Origin of the sequence: Bradyrhizobium sp. sGM-13, from assembly GCF_018398875.1 — a bacterium.
In the GTDB taxonomy this organism is placed as follows: domain Bacteria; phylum Pseudomonadota; class Alphaproteobacteria; order Rhizobiales; family Xanthobacteraceae; genus Bradyrhizobium.
The window spans coordinates 1-15,439 of sequence record NZ_JAGWDK010000010.1; the positions used below are offsets into that span (position 1 = coordinate 1).

Genomic DNA, 15,439 nt, shown 5'->3' on the forward strand with positions numbered 1-15,439 from the left:
TCGCGAGCGCCCCTCAATGGGTGAGACGGGCGGAGTTATGCGACTGATTTGCCCCTCGCGTTAAGCGGAATATTTTTGATTCCCGGGCTTGACAGGATTTCGGAAAATCAGAAGTGATTTGCCCGTCGTGCCAATTGGTCGCAGACATGTAATTGAAATTCCGCTTGCGTACGGCGCGAAGCAGTTTGCAGATCGTAGTATCAGCCGCGGGCGTGATCCACGCAGTGTCGCCACAACCATGCACTGATGAAGATTACGCTCCGCTAATGCGTGCGTCGGAGCCGGCATCTATTTCGTCGCCTCGTCCGTGATGTCGTTCAAAACCTTCGCAAACGCCGCGTAGTTAGCCGGGGTCTCCAGTCCATGCCGCGGATAGATTGTCTTATACAGATAGTCGGCTGAATTATAAGACAGCCATACCTTGCCCTGATCATCCTCCCAAACAAGCGCCTTCGGCGGATTGTCGATCGCCAGCAATGGCGTCTTCGCCATTACCGGCGTGCCGAGTTTCGGATTGCCGAAGATGAGTACCGTGCGCGGGCGCATATCGATGCCGAACTTCTTTCCCGCAGCGGCATGGTCGATCTCGGTGAACACAATGAAACCTGCGCCCTCCCTTGATTTGACGGCCGCCTCAAACCGCGAGATCGTATCTTTCACCGAATGGTTGCTCGACTTCGTAATGATACCGTCATCCGCGAAAGCGGGCGTTACAAACAGGAGTGTCAAGAAAGCGACAATGAGTCTCATCGGACTTCTCCTAACTAGGTTTCCAATTTCAGGTAACCGGCACCACTCTTTGTGTGCAACTCGCCGACGGGTCTAGAACCGCGTGGTCAAATTAGTCAGCCATTCCGGCGAAACATCGACCAGGAATGCTTCGAGCGCCTTGTCCGCTCCCGTGATGACGAGCATGCCTGCGACGAGCAGCAAAAGACCGAGCGCAGATTTCATTCCGCTACCCGCAGCCAGCAATCGGCCGCGCCAGCGCGCCATTGTTTCCCGGGAAAGCCATCCCAACCCCAGCAATGGCAACGCCGCGCCGATGCCAAACGCGAGCATTGTCAGTGCCACCTGACCAAGATCCTTGCCCTGGGCGGCCAGCAACGACGCTGCGCCAAGCGTCGGCCCTACGCAAGGGCTCCATACGGCGCCCAGCAGGACCCCGATCCAAAACTGTCCGGCTATACCGCTTGCGCGGCTCGTTGCCAGCCTGCTGTCGGCCCAATTTCCGATCGGGCCCGCTGCAAGCGCGATCTGCGCCTGTAGCCGCGGAGCGACGAGCACGATGCCGACAAGCATGATCAGCATCGCCGCGACATAGCGCAGCCGGTCGGCATCCAATCCGATCGAGTGGCCCGCCGTCGCCAGAAATAACCCGATGCCGGCAAACGAGAGGCACAACCCCGCAGCAAGCGCCAAAGGTCCCTGACGATGGCTCGATGCCGCGGTAGCCAGCACGATTGGAAATATCGGGAGCACGCAAGGTGAAAGGATCGAGAGAATTCCTGCGAGAAACGCCAGAAACGTACTGCCGATCGTCATCGCCGCTTCCCCATCTCCAAGTCGCCTTTGCTCCAAGTCACCTTTGCCGGCACGCTCGACGACGAAGTCATACGGCTTTTCCGACCATGGCGAAGATCGAATCCCGCTTGGTGTCGCCGACCGAGCGGGCCGCTTCCTTGTCGCCCTTGAAGGCAATCAGCGTCGATTGCGCACGGACGCCGAACCGCTTGAGCAGGTCCTTCTGGCTATCGAAATCGATGACGAAATAGACGAGATCCTTGAACCTTGGATCAGCCCTCAGATCGCTCAGGATCGGCGCCTGTGCCTTGCAGGTCGGACACCACGGCGCATAAACCGCAATCAGAATTGGCTTGCCGCCTTTCTGGGCCGCGGCGAAGGCCTTGGCATCGAACGCATGCGCGTTAACCGCGAACGCCGGCGAAGCGGCGAGTGTTCCGGCGGCGAGCACGGCTCCAAGAATGAATCGGCGGGTCAGCATGGTATTCTCCTTGTTGATCGGGATGAGTTACGGTTTGGAGGCCGCAAATGTTACGCGCCTGCACCCGTAGCGGCATGTATTTCGCGGGGCTCAAGGCTGAGAGGTTCCAGGCAGCCCGGCAAAGGTTAGCGGCTTGGCGAAAGATTCTTATCTATCGTGGCCGCACGGGCAGGTGTCAGGCATCGGGTCAAGAGAATGAGCCCTCGGATGCCGGGTTCCGATTAAGGCAGATCCGCCAGATTCCGAGACTTCCAGAGCTGACGCTGGTTCGTATGCCCCGTCAGGGTTTCCACAGGCAATGGTCGGCGCTTATGCGCCTTGCAGATCAGCGACGGTGGAAGCTTACGCAAAAAACGCGGCACCAACGAGCCGCGTTTTGCTGGAAGTTTCGTAATGCGAGCAGAGCGAAAGCGTGCCACCATCAAGAAGCGCGGTCGATGATGGATGGTGGGCACGGCGCGAAGAGTGCCTTTGCCCACCCCACGACTGGCGTGGGCTCAGCCTGCCACCGCCGCCGGCATGTCGCGCTGGCGCTTCATGACGATCTTGTTGAGCGCGCCGAGATAAGCCTTTGCCGACGCGACCAGCGTATCGGGATCCGCCGCCCGCGACGTCATCGAACGGCCCTCGTGCGAGAGCCGCACCGAGACTTCGGCTTGCGCGTCGGTGCCTTCGGTGACGGCGTGGACCTGGTACAGTTCCAGCTTTGCTTCATGGGGCACCAGCGCCTTGATGCAATTGAACACCGCGTCGACCGGGCCGTTGCCTTCGGCTTCCTCGATCCTGGTCTGGCCTTCGACGTCGAGCTTCATGGTGGCGCGCTGCGGGCCGTGGGTGCCGGCGATCACCGTCAGCGAGGTGAGCTTGATGCGATCGTGCGAGGCCGCCATTTCCTCGTCGACCAGCGCCTCGATGTCCTCGTCGTAGATGTCCTTCTTGCGGTCGGCCAGCGCCTTCATCCGCGCAAAGGCATCTTCGAGCTGGTTGGGGCCGAGCTTGTAGCCCATCTCTTCCAGCTTGTGGATGAACGCATGGCGCCCGGAATGCTTGCCCAGCACCAGCGAGGACTGCTTCAGGCCGACCATCTCGGGCCGCATGATCTCGTAGGTGGAAGCGTCCTTCAGCACGCCATCCTGGTGGATGCCGCTTTCGTGCGCGAACGCGTTACGGCCGACGATCGCCTTGTTGTACTGCACCGGGAACGAGGTCGCCGCCGATACCAGCTTCGAGGCGCGCGTCAGCTGCGTGGTGTCGATCTTATTCCACCATGGAAACTTATCGTTACGTACGTTGATCGCCATCACGATCTCTTCGAGCGCAGCGTTGCCCGCCCGCTCGCCGATGCCGTTGACGGTGCATTCGACCTGGCGCGCGCCGCCGGCGATGCCGGCCAGCGAGTTCGCCACCGCCATGCCGAGGTCGTTATGGCAGTGGACGGAGAAAATCGCTTTGTCGGAGTTCGGCACCCGCTCGATCAGCGTCTTCATGAAATGGGTGTATTCCTCCGGCACGGTGTAGCCTACGGTATCGGGAATGTTCACCGTGGTGGCGCCTGCCTTGATGACGGCCTCCACGATGCGGCACAGGAAATCCATCTCGCTGCGGGTGCCGTCCTCGGCCGACCATTCGACGTCGTCGATATGGTTGCGGGCGCGAGTGACGTTGGCGATCGAGGTTTCGATCACCTGCTCCGGTGTCATGTTCAGCTTGACACGCATATGCAGCGGCGAGGTCGCGATCACGGTGTGGACGCGGCCGCGCCTTGCGAACTTCACCGCTTCGGCGCAGCGGTCGATGTCCTTGGGATGCGCACGCGACAGGCCGGCGATGACTGCGTTCTTGGAGCGGCGGGCAATCTCGCTGACCGCCTGAAAATCGCCTTCCGACGTGATCGGGAAGCCCGCCTCTATGACGTCGACACCCATGTCATCGAGCATTTCGGCGACCTCGAGCTTTTCCTCGAACGTCATGGTTGCGCCCGGGCACTGCTCGCCGTCACGCAGGGTAGTGTCGAAAATGATGACGCGGTCCTTCTCGGACTTGTTGGCGGTGGTCATGTTCTGAAATTCCTTTTGGGTCTTGCGCCGTTCAAGTGGCGCTGAAGGGTCTGGTGATCTCGCGCGAACCCCTGAGTGCCCAGGCGCAAACGCCCAGACGGCCCTCAGGGGCCGATAAGAAGCAGAAGCCCGCCAAGAAGGAGGGGGGGCGCGGACGCAGCCGGAATTGCGGGGGCAGCCTCGGCCGCTCCATCCCGAACCCCGTACCTTTCGCTGCGAATCAGCATTGCCAGACCCTTTTGGACGCCAAAACAATCCTCGGCCAAAACCATTGACGGTTCGTTGCCGGGACGGCGTTCCGGGGCTGTTCTAGACGAGAATTGCCGCCCGCCGCAATGCCAAAAGAGGGTCAGGGAGGGTGACCTAATGGCCAGCCATCCGGAAGCGCTTTCCTCCGTCAATATGAGTTCCACTACGATCGACCGAGATTGAAAAGCCGGTGACCAGCGTGATTACGTCACGCGGTGGCTCGCGCGAAATGCTCCCTCACCTCCTCTTCCCACGCGACGTCGCGCGCACGCTCGATGGCGAGCGACCATAGAGCTCGGCGAACGCGGCGTTGAAGCGGCGGACGCTGCCGAAGCCCGCGCGGAAGGCAATCTCGGTCATCGTGTCGTCGGTGGTGTCGAGCAGCCGCTTGGCGCACTGGATGCGGCGGGTATTCGCGACCTGCTGCGGGCTCGCCCCGACATGGCGTTCAAACAGGCGGGCGAGATGGCGCGAGGTAATCCCAAGCTTCTCCGCCAACGCCGCGACCGATCCGCGCTCCAGCGCGCCGCTATCGATCAGTTTCAGCGCGCGCGCCACGGTGGAGCGTGTCCCGTTCCACGCCGGGCAGAACGGTGCGGTCTCGGGGCGGCAGCGCAGGCAGGGCCGATATCCCGCCGCCTCGGCCGCTGCTGCCGTCGGGTAATAGCTGACGTTGCGCGTCAACGGGTGCTTCACCGGGCAGACCGGGCGGCAATAGATCCGCGTGGTCCGCACCGCCGTGAAGAAGCGACCGTCGTAGCGCGCGTCGCGCCGCAGCCGCGCGGCGTTGCAGACCCCAAAGCTCAGCATGCCCGAATTCTAGCGTATCGCGCGGCAGATGAAAGCGGACGCCGATGATGAGGTCCGATTCCGGCCAGCGGCAACGGCCGCACTGCCTTAGATCGGCGACGATCGAACTTCACTCTCCACGAAAGGCAACCACATGGATAATCCGACAGCCAAGGACGTCGTTCTCAACGCCTGGAAGACATTCTCCACGCGTGACGCCGGCCTGATCGCATCGCTCTTCACGCCGGACGCCGAATGGATCGCGCCTCGCTGCAATGCGACGGCGGTGGCGCTTGCGCATACCGATCACATGATCGGCCCCGACCAGATCGCCCGCTTTATCGCCTCCGAGATGCATTGCCTGTTCTCCGCTATCGACATCTCGTTCCGCGCTGTCCATGTGGACGGTGACGCGGTGATCATTGAAGAGCGGATGCGCGCGACACTCCCCGAAGGACGGCCGTACGACAACGACTATTGCTTCGTCTTTGTCGTCGCAGGCGATCGCATCAAGCAGGTTCGCGAGTACATGGACACGCGAAAGGGCTGGCAAATGATTTTCGGGAAAACGGCGGAGTGACGCTTAACGGGGAATCGGTAGAATGGGCAAAGCCAGCGGGTCGCGCGAACGCGCGCCCGGCGACGAGCGCAAGGGCGCTCGCGGAGTGATGACAGGCTCCGCGTGCCCACGCTTCCGCGCGTACTCGGCACCAATGGTGGGCACGGCGCAAGTGCGCCTTTGCCCACCCTACTTCGCCTTCCCCTCATTCAGCAGCGCCTCACGCACCTTTGCGAATTCGCTGCGGTCGGCCTTGTCGACCTTTGGAAAATGCAGATCGAGTCTGTCGAGCGTGCTAACGATCGTCGAGCCGATCACGACGCGGGCGAACCATTTGTGGTCGGCGGGGACGACGATCCAGGGCGCCGCCTGCGAGGCGGTGTGGCGGATCACGTCCTGGTAGGCGGCCTGGTACTTGTCCCACAGCTTGCGTTCATCAATATCGGCAAGCGAGAACTTCCAGTTCTTGGCGGGTTCCTCCAGCCGCGCGAGGAAGCGCTCGCGTTGCTCCTCCTTGGAGACGTTGAGAAAGAATTTCAAGATCACGGTGCCGTTGCGCGCCAGGTAGCGCTCCATCGCGGAGATGTCTTCGAAGCGCTCATTCCAGATGTTTTTGGTCACGAGTTGCGGCGGCAACTTCTGCCTGTCGAGAATTTCCTGGTGCACCCGCACTACCAGGCATTCTTCATAATAAGAGCGGTTGAAGATGCCAATCCGGCCGCGCTCCGGCAACGCGACCATGCTGCGCCACAGGAAATCGTGGTCGAGCTCCGTGGCCGACGGCTGCTTGAACGAAGTGACCTCACAGCCCTGCGGGTTGACGCCCTCGAACACGCTCTTGATCGCACTGTCCTTGCCGGACGCGTCCATGCCCTGAAAGATCAGCAGCATCGACCAGCGGTCCTGGGCGTAGAGTCTTTCCTGGAAATCGTTCAGCCGCTCGCGATTGGCCTCGATGATCTTCGTCCCTTCGTCCTTGTCGAGGCCGCCCTTCTCATTGGTCTTCTGCGACTTGAGGTGAAATTCGCCCGCGCCGTCGAAACGGAACGGGGCGACATAGGACTTCAGTTCGTCGGCAAGTGACGGCGAGGATTTCTTGTTCATTTCGTCCCGGAGGGCTTGGGTTGCGGCTTCAATCTGTCGAGAACGCTACCAAGAATGCCCTTGGGCAGGAAGATGATGAAGACCACCAGCAAAACGCCGTAGACCAGGTTGTCCCAGCCGACCGCCTTGGTACCGAAGCCGATCCGCAGCCCTTCCGCGAGCAGGATGGTGATGATGGCGCCGATCGTCGGTCCGAGCGAGACATACAGCCCGCCGACGATGACGGCGAACACCATCTGCAGCGACACCGCAATGCCGCTGACCGTGTCCGGCGAGATGAACATCTGGTATTGGCAGTACAGCGCGCCGGCGAGCGCGGTCATCAAGGCGGAGATCAGCGTGATCTTGAGCTTTTCGGCTGTCACGTTGACGCCGGCCGCAGCCGCCGCGTCCTCGTCCTCCGAGATCGCCTCCATGGCGTAGCGGCTCATGCTGCGGTCGACCCAGCGCCAGATCAGAAGGCCCACCACCCAGACGCCGAGCGCGATCAGATACCACGTCGTCTTGTCGTCGAACTGCAGCGCCAGCAGCCCCCGGCCGCTGGGCGCGCGGTTCGGCGTGTAGCCGAGCGAACCGCCGGTGTAATCACGCGTCGCGGTGATGACCTGCAGCACGATGCCGGACAGCGCCAGCGTCACCAGCACGAAATAGTGTCCGGTGATGCGGAAGCGAAAGCAGGGATAGGCGACCACCAGCGCCAGCAAGCCCGCCGCCACCATGCTGAGCGGAATGCCGATCCAGGGTGTGATGTCGAGGTGGTTCCACAACAGCGCCGTGACATAGGCGCCGACGCCCATGAAGCCGCCATGGCCAAGCGAGACCAGCCCGAAGCGGCCCATGATCGACCACGAAGTGTAGGCGAACGACCAGATCAGGATCAGCACCAGGATGTGCAGGTGATAAGGCTCACGATAGACGAAAGGCAGCGCGATCAGCGCAGCTAGTCCAACGGCCCAGGCGGCATAGCGGGAATTCACGAGCGCCTCGCCAAAAGGCCCGCGGGCCGGATGAACATCATGACGATGAAGAAGGCAAAGGCCAGCACGTAACCCCATTCAAGGTCGGAGTACAGGCCGCCCAGCGAAATGATCTGGGCGAACACGAACGCCGCAATGAAACCGCCGACGAAATTGCCGAGCCCGCCGAGCACGCAGATCAAGAATGTGATCGGCCCAAACGACAGCCCGACGAACGGATGCACGTCATACTGCAGCACCAGCAGGCAGGCGGCGAGGCCGGCGAGCGCGCCGCCGAGCGCCGAGGTGATGAGATAGATACGCTTGGTATCGACCCCCATCAGCGACATGATCTGGCGGTCCTGCGCAACGGCGCGGATCGCCGTGCCGGTATAGGTGCGCTTCATGAAGAAGTAGATCGCCAGCATGCCGAGCAAGGCGGCGACGAAGGCGAGCAGCCGCGAATAGCTGAAATGCATGTCGCCGATCGCCAGCACCGGCAGGCGAATGCCGAGATTGCGGAAGTCGATGCCGAAAGCGACGGTGGCAAAGCTCTGCAGGATGAACAGCACGCCGCCCGTCGCGAGCAACTGGTTGATCGGCGGCGCGGTGAGCAGTGGCGCGATGACGATGTAGTGCAGTGCCGCGCCCAAGGCCGCGACCAGCAGGATCGCGATCGGCGCCGCAGCCCAGTACGGCAGGCCGAATACCTGGACCATGTAGTACATGCCGTACATGCCGATCATGACCAGCTCGGCGTAGCAGATCCATGTGACGTCGATGACGCCGAAGATCAGATTGAGCCCGAGCGCCAAGAGCGCCAGCACGCCGCCGAGCAGGATGCCGTTGACCACGGCTTCCAGCAGGTAGATGTCGAAGGTGTCGAGGAATGCCTGCATTGCCGCTTTGCCCTATACGCCCAAATAGGCTTGCTTGATGGTGTCGGTAGACAGCATCTCTTCCGACGTGCCGGACGCGCGGATGGTGCCGGCCTCCAGCAGGTACGCGCGATCGACCACCTTCAGCACCTGCTGCACGTTCTGCTCGACGATCAGCACCGTCAGCCCGCCAGAGCGAATTCGCTTTACCAGCTCGAACACCTGCTGCACCACGACCGGCGCGAGTCCGGCCGAGGGCTCGTCGAGCAGGAGCAATTTCGGATCCGACATCAGCGCGCGGCCGATCGCGCACATCTGCTGCTCGCCGCCCGACAGGGTGCCGGCCACCTGGCTGCGCCGCTCCCTCATGCGCGGGAACAGATCGAACACGAATTCGAGCCGCTCGGCATATTTGGCACGCGCGCCCGGCATGTAGGCGCCCATCTTCAGATTGTCGTCGACGGTGAGCCGCGGAAACAGCCGGCGGTTCTCCGGCACGTGGGCAATGCCGAGATCGACGATGCGATGCGCCGCCGTCGCCACCACGTCGCGGCCTTCCATCGAAATCGTGCCGTTGGTGGGCCGGATCAGGCCGGAGATCACGCGCATCAGCGTGGTCTTGCCGGCGCCGTTGGGGCCGATCACGCCGACCGCCTCGCCCGCCCTGACGTCGAGATTGATGCCGAACAGCGCCTGAAAGGTTCCGTAACCCGCATCGACCGATCTGAGTTCAAGCATGCGCTAGGCCCCTGCCCTGCGCCGCGCTTCGGCGGCGGCAGCCGCGGCCTGGCTCGAATCCGCGTCCGTGCCGAGATAGACCTCGATCACCCGTGGATCGCTCGCCACCGCGCTCGGCAGTCCTTCCGAAATCTTCTCGCCGTGATCGAGCACCATTACGCGGTCGACCACCCGCATCAACACGCCCATGATGTGCTCGACCCAGATGATGGTGATGCCGAGCTCGTCGCGGATCTTGCGCAGCATGTCGGCGGCCTGATCCATCTCGTGCTCGTCGAGCCCGCCGAGGCTTTCATCGGCGAGCAGAAGTTTCGGCCCGGTGGCGAGTGCCTTGGCGAGTTCGAGTTTTTTCAGGCCGGCAGCTCCTAAGCCATCGACGCCGGCGTGGCGGTTGGTCGGCAGGCCGACCATGGCCAGCGCGCGTTCGGCCGCCTCATCCGCGCGGGCGCGGCTATGGCTGCCCTGGCCGTAATAGCCTGCGAGCGCCACATTCTCGAATATCGTGAGCCGGTGAAACGGCCGCGGGATCTGGAAGGTGCGGCCGATGCCGCCGTTGATGATGCGGTGCGGCGCCTTGCCCGCGATCTCCGTTCCATTGAACACAATCGATCCTGCCGTCGGGATCAGCGTGCCCGACAGCATGTTGAAGATCGTGCTCTTGCCGGAGCCGTTCGGGCCGATCAGGCCGAGAATCTCGCCCTGCTCGACCCGGAACGACACGTTGTTAACAGCGGTGAAGCCGCCGAAGCGTTTCACCAATCCGTCTACCGTCAGCACTCCAGAACCTCCGCTTAGCCGTTTGCCCGGCTCTTACTGGTTGCTGAACGTGGTTCCCTTCGGCAGCGGCAGCACGGCCTCGCGCTGCGCTTGGCTCTTCGGCCACACCACATACGACTTATCGTCAACATACTGGATGACAACCGGGAACGAGCGTTCGTTCTGGCCGGCCATCTGGGTGCCCTCGCCGTGGAACTTGACGCCGAAGCCCAGCATGGTGCCGCCTTCTGGAATATCGGTCTCGAGGGCTGCCTTGCGCAACGCATCGGGATCGACGCCGCCATACTTCTTGATGGCGCGCGGCAGCACCTCGGTCAGGAACAGATAGGTGTTGGACGCCGCCATGCCGACATGCGCGGAGCGAATCGCGACGCCGGGCTTCGCCTTATCGAACTCCTCGCCGACCATCTTGATCACGGGCGGCAGCTTCGGATCCATCGATTTCTGGTTGGCGAGCCAGATCGAGATCGGATCGGTGTTGAAGACGTAGTTGACGTCGGAGCCCAGGCCTTCCTTCAGCTTCTCGTAGACGCCATAGCCTGCGCCGTGACCGACCAGAGCAGCGAATTTCAAGCCCTGCTCGCGCGCCTGGCGGCCGAACAAGGTGATGTCAGGGTTGTAGCCGGTGTGGAAGACCACGTCGGGCCGGGCGCGCTTCAGTTTCGTCACCAGCGAAGAAAGATCCGGCGCCGTGGCGGAATAGCCTTCCTTCAGCACGACGTTGAAGCCGGCCTTCTTGGCGCCGGCCTCGTTGCCCTTGGAGACGTCGACACCGTAAGCGCCGTCCTCGTGGATGATGGCAACGCGCAGATCCTTCGGCTCCTTGCCGAGCTTCGCCTTGGAATTCTGCGCGATGAAATCCATCGTCATCATGCCGAACTGGTCGCCGGAGGCTTGCGGCCGGAACACGTATTTGAAGTTCTTGTCGGCCAGCACTGCAGATGAGATGCAGGTCGTGATCCACATGAAGTTCTTGAGCTGCTCGACGCGCGCGGCCACCGGCACGCATTGCGCCGAGGAAAAGAAGCCGAGCAGCATGTTGACCTTTTCCTGCTCGATCAGCCGCACCGCCTCGTTGATCGCGACGTCGGGCTTGCTCTGGGCGTCGGCATAAACCGCTTCGACCTTGTAACCCTCGACGCCGGTCTTGGCGTACTGGTCGAGCATGATCTTGGCGCCGATATACTGCAGCTCCGAACCGCCGCCGGCGAGCGGACCGGTCAGGTCGTAGATGACGCCGATCTTGATTTTCTTTTCCTGAGCCTCGGCGGAAACCGCCACCCCCAGCACCGCGATTGCGGCAGACAGCCCGACGAGAAGGCGTGCAGTTTTGCGCCCCGGCATGGAATTCTCCCTGGATTATTTTTTGTGCACTGCATTTTCTTGTTCTTGGTTGGCGCCTATCACATTGGTAGCGCGACCAGATGTCAAGCGCATTGCGCGCGTCACAGCCGGGAAGCGAGCTGCGCCTCGATGAACGCCGTGACAAAACGCGGCATTGCCGAACTCAGATCGCGCGCGCTGCGCACGACGTGAATGGCCGACAGTTCCGGCTGACGCTGCGAGGCAAGGTTGCGCTCGATCCGCTCGCGCAGCGCGGCGCCCGGCATATCGACGCGCAGGACGCGGATCATCGCGAGCGCAGGCCCGGTGTAGACACAGTACCAATGCGGCTCGCTGTCGCATTCGCCGGGGGCAAGGCCGGTCTCTTCCTCGAGCTCGCGCGTGACGCTGCCGGATATATCGACCGCGCCGTCCCTGATATCGTCGAGGTCGGGCGTGCCTGACGGAAAATAGATGCGCCCGGCATTCGCCGTGTGCGGACCCATTTCGCCGAGCACGAAGGCGCCGTCGGCGCAGAGTAGCGCACCCATGCCGAAACCGTTGAACACGCTGGCGTCAGGAAAGCCCCAGTCGCGCCAAGCCAGAAAACTGGCGAAGTCGGTTTCGAAATAGCTGGCGCTCAAACAGTCGCCGGAAAACACCGGGTTGCGCCCGAGCAGGACGCGGCCGTTCCACAGTGTAGGCTTTTCGCGCTGCTTCTCGGAAAAATGCGCATCGATGTCCGCGCGCCGCGCTTCCGCGAACGGCCACGCCCACGTTTCGACCACAAGATCGAGCGTGCTGACGCGATGAATGGCCGGAGGCCTCGTGCCACTCATCGCTTCACGTCGCTCGATTTCACGCCGATCGTATCCCTTCACTTCGGACTGGCGCCCGTGGTCTTCCTGGCCTGCTCGACATATTTGTTGGTGTACGTCTTGGTCACGTCGATATTGGCTTTCGCCACGTCGGGCGATCCTTCGCTGAAGACGGCGAGCACCGCGTCGGCGCCCTTCGGGTCCATCAAACCGGTTTGCGAGTACATCGGGATCGTGTTCTTCAGCGCGGCGAGATAGAGCGCCTTGTCCTTGCCGACCATTCCCTCCGGCATCTTCGCCATGATCTCTTCCGGCGAATGCGAATGGATCCAGTTGAGCGTGTTGACGATCGCGTTGGTCAGCGCCTGCACTTCCTTCGGGTGCGAATTGATCCAGGCCGTCGTGGTGTAGAGCGCACCGCCCGGATACTCACCGCCGAACACGGCCAATGTGTCCTTTTGCGATCGGGTGTCGGCCAGTATCTTCAAATCCGGATAGCTGCCCTGCAAAACGGTGACGGACGGATCGAGCATCACGGCGGCGTCGATCTGGCCCTGCTGCATCGCCGCCACCGCGGTAGCCCCCAAGCCGACGCCGATCACCGCGGCGCTGGTCGGATCGAGGCCGTTCTTCTTCAACAGATATTTTAAGAAGAAATCGGTCGAGGAGCCCGGCGCGCTGACGCCGACCTTCTTGCCGGCCAGATCCTTGATCGATTTGATCTCGCTGGTGTGCGCGGGCGACACGACAAGCACCAGGCCGGGATAGCGGTCGTAGATCACGAAGGACTGCAGCTCCTGCTTCTTGGCGGCCAGGTTGACGCAATGGTCGAAATAGCCCGAAACCACGTCGGCGCTGCCGCCGAGCACCGCTTTCAGCGCGTCCGAGCCGCCCTTGAGGTCGACCAGTTCGACCGCCACGCCCGCCTTTTCATATTCGCCGAGCTGTTTGGCCAGCACGGTCGGCAGGTAGCACAGGCAGGCGCCGCCGCCGATCGCGATGGTGACCTTGCTTTGTGCTGCGGCAAATCCCGAGGTCAGTGTGAGCGCCAGCAGCGAAGCGGCCAGCCGGCCGAATAGTTTCTTCATGGGTTCCTCCATTTGTTGGGCGCAAGATAGAGCAGCGCAACCGCGTTGAGAAGGCGCCGCCGTTCCGGACGGACGCCCCCTCCTCCGTCAATTGCGAGGAGTGACAGCGACGAAGCAATCCAGGGCGGGGTACTCATAAGTCGAGATTGACTGATGTGGCTTACCCGACGTCCACTATGCCCGGATAGCGACCAAATTCCGCATCCCAGCGGAATGACGCGATGTGCCACAACCGGACTCAACGCAGTGCAGCAACAACCACCGTTCGATCAACCTCGTCGGCGAGTGGTCAGTAGACATCGCCGACCGCAACCACGAAGTCATGCGATCCACGCGGTTGAGCAGTCACCGCAGTGGGAGTGGCCCCAGCTCGATCCTAGTCGAGAGGGGCCACGCTAGAGGTTAGACCTTCAAGTCTTGAGGAAGATCGCAAGATAGAACACGGCAGCCAAAACGACGGTGATACCGATGACTGTTAGGGCGGCCTGTTTGGTTGAAACGTCGCGCATATCAACGCCTCCTTCAATTGGACACGCCTAATACCGTCAAGCACCGCTTGTTATGGCCTGGCGTTTGGAACTCGATGGCCTGGCCAACCGACAGGCCGATCAACGCAGCGCCAACCGGCGTAAGAACCGAGACCCGCTTTAGCGTTATGTCCGCTTCGTGCGGATACACCAACACCACGTCCCGGACTTCACCGGTCTTGTCATCGCAGTACCGGACCTGCGAGCCCATGCGGACCACGCCGCACAGATCGGAACTGTCCGCCACCACGCTTGCACGCTCCATCTCCCGTGCAAGGAAATGGGCCACGCGCGGGAAGAGCACCGCGCTCGAACTGGCCAGAGCGTTGAGACGCCTCGCCTCATCCTTTATCACGGTGATGGGCGGCAACACGATTTCAGGCTTGTCCTTGCGATTAGTCTTGCTCATTACCTTCTCTCCTTTCCTAAGCGGCTGATGGTCCTGGATCATCGTCATCAAAGAGCTTTTTGCCCTTGACCACCGGATTGCTAAACAGAACCCTGACAACATCATTCGGATCACCTCGACTGACGCGTTCGATCTTGACGACGTTGGTGCGGCCAGCGGTGAAGAAGGGGATTTCGCTTCCGACCTTCAGCCCCACCAACGCCGCGCCCAACGGTGACATCACGGGAATTTGGGTTCGCGCGGACATGTAGTCTTCGGGGTACACCAGTTGCCTTGTCTCGCGGGCGAAGCCCCAGGTGATCCAGAACGTCACCCACGAACCCATGGTGACGATGCTGTCCAATCTGGCCGCACGATCAGGGACGACTTCCGCACGGTTGATCTCACTCAACAGAAAACGTGCGTCCACGTCGCCTTGATCTGCGCCCACCTGCGCGAGCCGTTCCAAGCGGCGATGATCAGACGCCGGAAGAGTGACGTCCGGGAAAAAGGGGTTGTTCACGACATGCCTCCTTGTTGGGCTTTCCTCGCGGAAAAGCCACACACCAAATCTGTTTGATGAAGGAAGGGGGTAATCCGGACGGCACCAACTACCGTCCGGCTAAGCTCCTGCTTGGAGCCGTCCGGCGTGCAAGCAATGCCGCGCAATGCGCGGATCGATGTCGAGGACGTGGATCATGTCACGGCCACCATAGGACGGTCCGCTGTCCCTGTATTGCGACCAAAGAGCACACACGCAGGGAGAGCGTTGTATCGGACTGTTCTAGTATCCAGCCAGCTGCGGAGACCTTTTGAACGTGGCTCGTGAAGGATGGGTCAATATCGGTTGGGGTCATCCTGTAGGTTTGATAGACTACCGCGACTTCCGGTCTATCCCGGTGAACGGACATTCTCAGGCGGACATGGCTCAAAGGTGCCAACAGGCGACATCGTGATCTTGTTTGCAGTGGTCACGCCCATAATCGGCAGTATAGCAACTTTCGATACGAGGGAGTTGCAGTGTTATGACTGCCTACATGTCAACGCTAACTGATCCGCAGGGCTTGAACGTTTGGAGCGAGCGCCCGTGCAAGCACCCCTCATTTTTCTGGGCGTAGGCAAGCACGCCCATGATAATCAAAGCTATGACGACCAATCCGGCTACTAAGTTCTGCGCCATGGC

At 61.6% G+C, this 15,439-nt stretch carries 16 protein-coding genes; 1 reads left to right on the plus strand and 15 read right to left on the minus strand.

What is annotated here, in order from left to right; all coding sequences use genetic code 11:
- Positions 1-288: 288 nt before the first annotated feature.
- From KJQ96_RS16650 to KJQ96_RS16670, 5 genes are all read right to left on the minus strand, one after another.
- Positions 289-750 carry a DUF302 domain-containing protein gene (locus KJQ96_RS16650; protein ID WP_213287679.1) on the minus strand — a complete coding sequence of 154 codons (462 nt, stop codon included), beginning with the start codon at positions 748-750 and terminating at the stop codon, positions 289-291.
- A 72-nt stretch (positions 751-822) separates the two neighbouring features.
- A complete protein-coding gene (locus KJQ96_RS16655) occupies positions 823-1,545 on the minus strand; it encodes a cytochrome c biogenesis CcdA family protein (RefSeq protein ID WP_213287680.1) in 723 nt (240 codons plus the stop codon).
- A gap of 67 nt (positions 1,546-1,612) precedes the next feature.
- The gene (locus tag KJQ96_RS16660) at positions 1,613-2,005 is read right to left on the minus strand and encodes a thioredoxin family protein (RefSeq protein ID WP_213287681.1); all 393 of its coding nucleotides are present in this window, start codon (positions 2,003-2,005) and stop codon (positions 1,613-1,615) included.
- A gap of 497 nt (positions 2,006-2,502) precedes the next feature.
- Positions 2,503-4,062, minus strand: a complete 1,560-nt coding sequence (locus KJQ96_RS16665) for a 2-isopropylmalate synthase (protein WP_213287682.1) — start codon at positions 4,060-4,062, stop codon at positions 2,503-2,505.
- Positions 4,063-4,548: 486 nt separating this feature from the next.
- The gene (locus tag KJQ96_RS16670) at positions 4,549-5,121 is read right to left on the minus strand and encodes a bifunctional transcriptional activator/DNA repair enzyme AdaA (RefSeq protein WP_213287683.1); all 573 of its coding nucleotides are present in this window, start codon (positions 5,119-5,121) and stop codon (positions 4,549-4,551) included.
- 133 nt (positions 5,122-5,254) lie between these two features.
- Here KJQ96_RS16670 and KJQ96_RS16675 point away from each other — a divergent pair, with 133 nt between their 5' ends.
- Positions 5,255-5,680: a nuclear transport factor 2 family protein gene (locus KJQ96_RS16675; RefSeq protein ID WP_213287684.1), complete on the plus strand. Its 426-nt coding sequence runs from the start codon at positions 5,255-5,257 to the stop codon at positions 5,678-5,680.
- A gap of 168 nt (positions 5,681-5,848) precedes the next feature.
- Here KJQ96_RS16675 and KJQ96_RS16680 read toward each other — a convergent pair whose 3' ends face one another.
- The 10 genes from KJQ96_RS16680 to KJQ96_RS41735 all read right to left on the minus strand — a co-directional run bounded on the left by KJQ96_RS16680 (position 5,849) and on the right by KJQ96_RS41735 (position 14,779).
- Entirely contained in the window at positions 5,849-6,763 is a 915-nt protein-coding gene (locus KJQ96_RS16680) for a polyphosphate kinase 2 family protein (RefSeq protein ID WP_213287685.1), read from the minus strand.
- Positions 6,760-7,740, minus strand: coding sequence for a branched-chain amino acid ABC transporter permease (locus KJQ96_RS16685; RefSeq protein ID WP_309142427.1), 981 nt, complete (start codon positions 7,738-7,740; stop codon positions 6,760-6,762). Before KJQ96_RS16685 ends, KJQ96_RS16680 begins: the two co-directional genes overlap by 4 nt.
- Positions 7,737-8,618: a branched-chain amino acid ABC transporter permease gene (locus tag KJQ96_RS16690; RefSeq protein WP_213287687.1), complete on the minus strand. Its 882-nt coding sequence runs from the start codon at positions 8,616-8,618 to the stop codon at positions 7,737-7,739. The genes KJQ96_RS16685 and KJQ96_RS16690 overlap by 4 nt, the downstream gene beginning before the upstream one ends.
- Before the next feature lie 12 nt (positions 8,619-8,630).
- Positions 8,631-9,335 (minus strand): ABC transporter ATP-binding protein, encoded by a 705-nt coding sequence (locus KJQ96_RS16695; RefSeq protein ID WP_213287688.1) that lies wholly within the window; start codon positions 9,333-9,335, stop codon positions 8,631-8,633.
- 3 nt (positions 9,336-9,338) lie between these two features.
- The gene (locus KJQ96_RS16700) at positions 9,339-10,112 is read right to left on the minus strand and encodes an ABC transporter ATP-binding protein (RefSeq protein ID WP_213287689.1); all 774 of its coding nucleotides are present in this window, start codon (positions 10,110-10,112) and stop codon (positions 9,339-9,341) included.
- 33 nt (positions 10,113-10,145) lie between these two features.
- Positions 10,146-11,456: an ABC transporter substrate-binding protein gene (locus KJQ96_RS16705; RefSeq protein ID WP_213287690.1), complete on the minus strand. Its 1,311-nt coding sequence runs from the start codon at positions 11,454-11,456 to the stop codon at positions 10,146-10,148.
- 101 nt (positions 11,457-11,557) lie between these two features.
- Positions 11,558-12,274 carry an NUDIX hydrolase gene (locus tag KJQ96_RS16710; RefSeq protein WP_213287691.1) on the minus strand — a complete coding sequence of 239 codons (717 nt, stop codon included), beginning with the start codon at positions 12,272-12,274 and terminating at the stop codon, positions 11,558-11,560.
- 38 nt (positions 12,275-12,312) lie between these two features.
- Complete coding sequence (locus tag KJQ96_RS16715; protein ID WP_213287692.1) at positions 12,313-13,341, minus strand: ABC transporter substrate-binding protein; 1,029 nt, start codon at positions 13,339-13,341, stop codon at positions 12,313-12,315.
- Between the two features lie 522 nt (positions 13,342-13,863).
- Entirely contained in the window at positions 13,864-14,277 is a 414-nt protein-coding gene (gene rnk, locus KJQ96_RS16720) for a nucleoside diphosphate kinase regulator (protein ID WP_213287693.1), read from the minus strand.
- A 16-nt stretch (positions 14,278-14,293) separates the two neighbouring features.
- Positions 14,294-14,779, minus strand: a complete 486-nt coding sequence (locus KJQ96_RS41735) for a GreA/GreB family elongation factor (RefSeq protein ID WP_213287694.1) — start codon at positions 14,777-14,779, stop codon at positions 14,294-14,296.
- Positions 14,780-15,439 lie beyond the last annotated feature (660 nt).

What these genes read in the sequence shown, in the direction of transcription:
- KJQ96_RS16650 (WP_213287679.1), bottom strand. Translation starts at nt 750, where the DNA reads ATGAGACTCATTGTCGCTTTCTTGACACTCCTGTTTGTAACGCCCGCT.
- KJQ96_RS16655 (WP_213287680.1), bottom strand. Translation starts at nt 1,545, where the DNA reads ATGACGATCGGCAGTACGTTTCTGGCGTTTCTCGCAGGAATTCTCTCG.
- KJQ96_RS16660 (WP_213287681.1), bottom strand. Translation starts at nt 2,005, where the DNA reads ATGCTGACCCGCCGATTCATTCTTGGAGCCGTGCTCGCCGCCGGAACA.
- KJQ96_RS16665 (WP_213287682.1), bottom strand. Translation starts at nt 4,062, where the DNA reads ATGACCACCGCCAACAAGTCCGAGAAGGACCGCGTCATCATTTTCGAC.
- KJQ96_RS16670 (WP_213287683.1), bottom strand. Translation starts at nt 5,121, where the DNA reads ATGCTGAGCTTTGGGGTCTGCAACGCCGCGCGGCTGCGGCGCGACGCG.
- KJQ96_RS16675 (WP_213287684.1), top strand. Translation starts at nt 5,255, where the DNA reads ATGGATAATCCGACAGCCAAGGACGTCGTTCTCAACGCCTGGAAGACA.
- KJQ96_RS16680 (WP_213287685.1), bottom strand. Translation starts at nt 6,763, where the DNA reads ATGAACAAGAAATCCTCGCCGTCACTTGCCGACGAACTGAAGTCCTAT.
- KJQ96_RS16690 (WP_213287687.1), bottom strand. Translation starts at nt 8,618, where the DNA reads ATGCAGGCATTCCTCGACACCTTCGACATCTACCTGCTGGAAGCCGTG.
- KJQ96_RS16695 (WP_213287688.1), bottom strand. Translation starts at nt 9,335, where the DNA reads ATGCTTGAACTCAGATCGGTCGATGCGGGTTACGGAACCTTTCAGGCG.
- KJQ96_RS16705 (WP_213287690.1), bottom strand. Translation starts at nt 11,456, where the DNA reads ATGCCGGGGCGCAAAACTGCACGCCTTCTCGTCGGGCTGTCTGCCGCA.
- KJQ96_RS16710 (WP_213287691.1), bottom strand. Translation starts at nt 12,274, where the DNA reads ATGAGTGGCACGAGGCCTCCGGCCATTCATCGCGTCAGCACGCTCGAT.
- KJQ96_RS16715 (WP_213287692.1), bottom strand. Translation starts at nt 13,341, where the DNA reads ATGAAGAAACTATTCGGCCGGCTGGCCGCTTCGCTGCTGGCGCTCACA.
- rnk (WP_213287693.1), bottom strand. Translation starts at nt 14,277, where the DNA reads ATGAGCAAGACTAATCGCAAGGACAAGCCTGAAATCGTGTTGCCGCCC.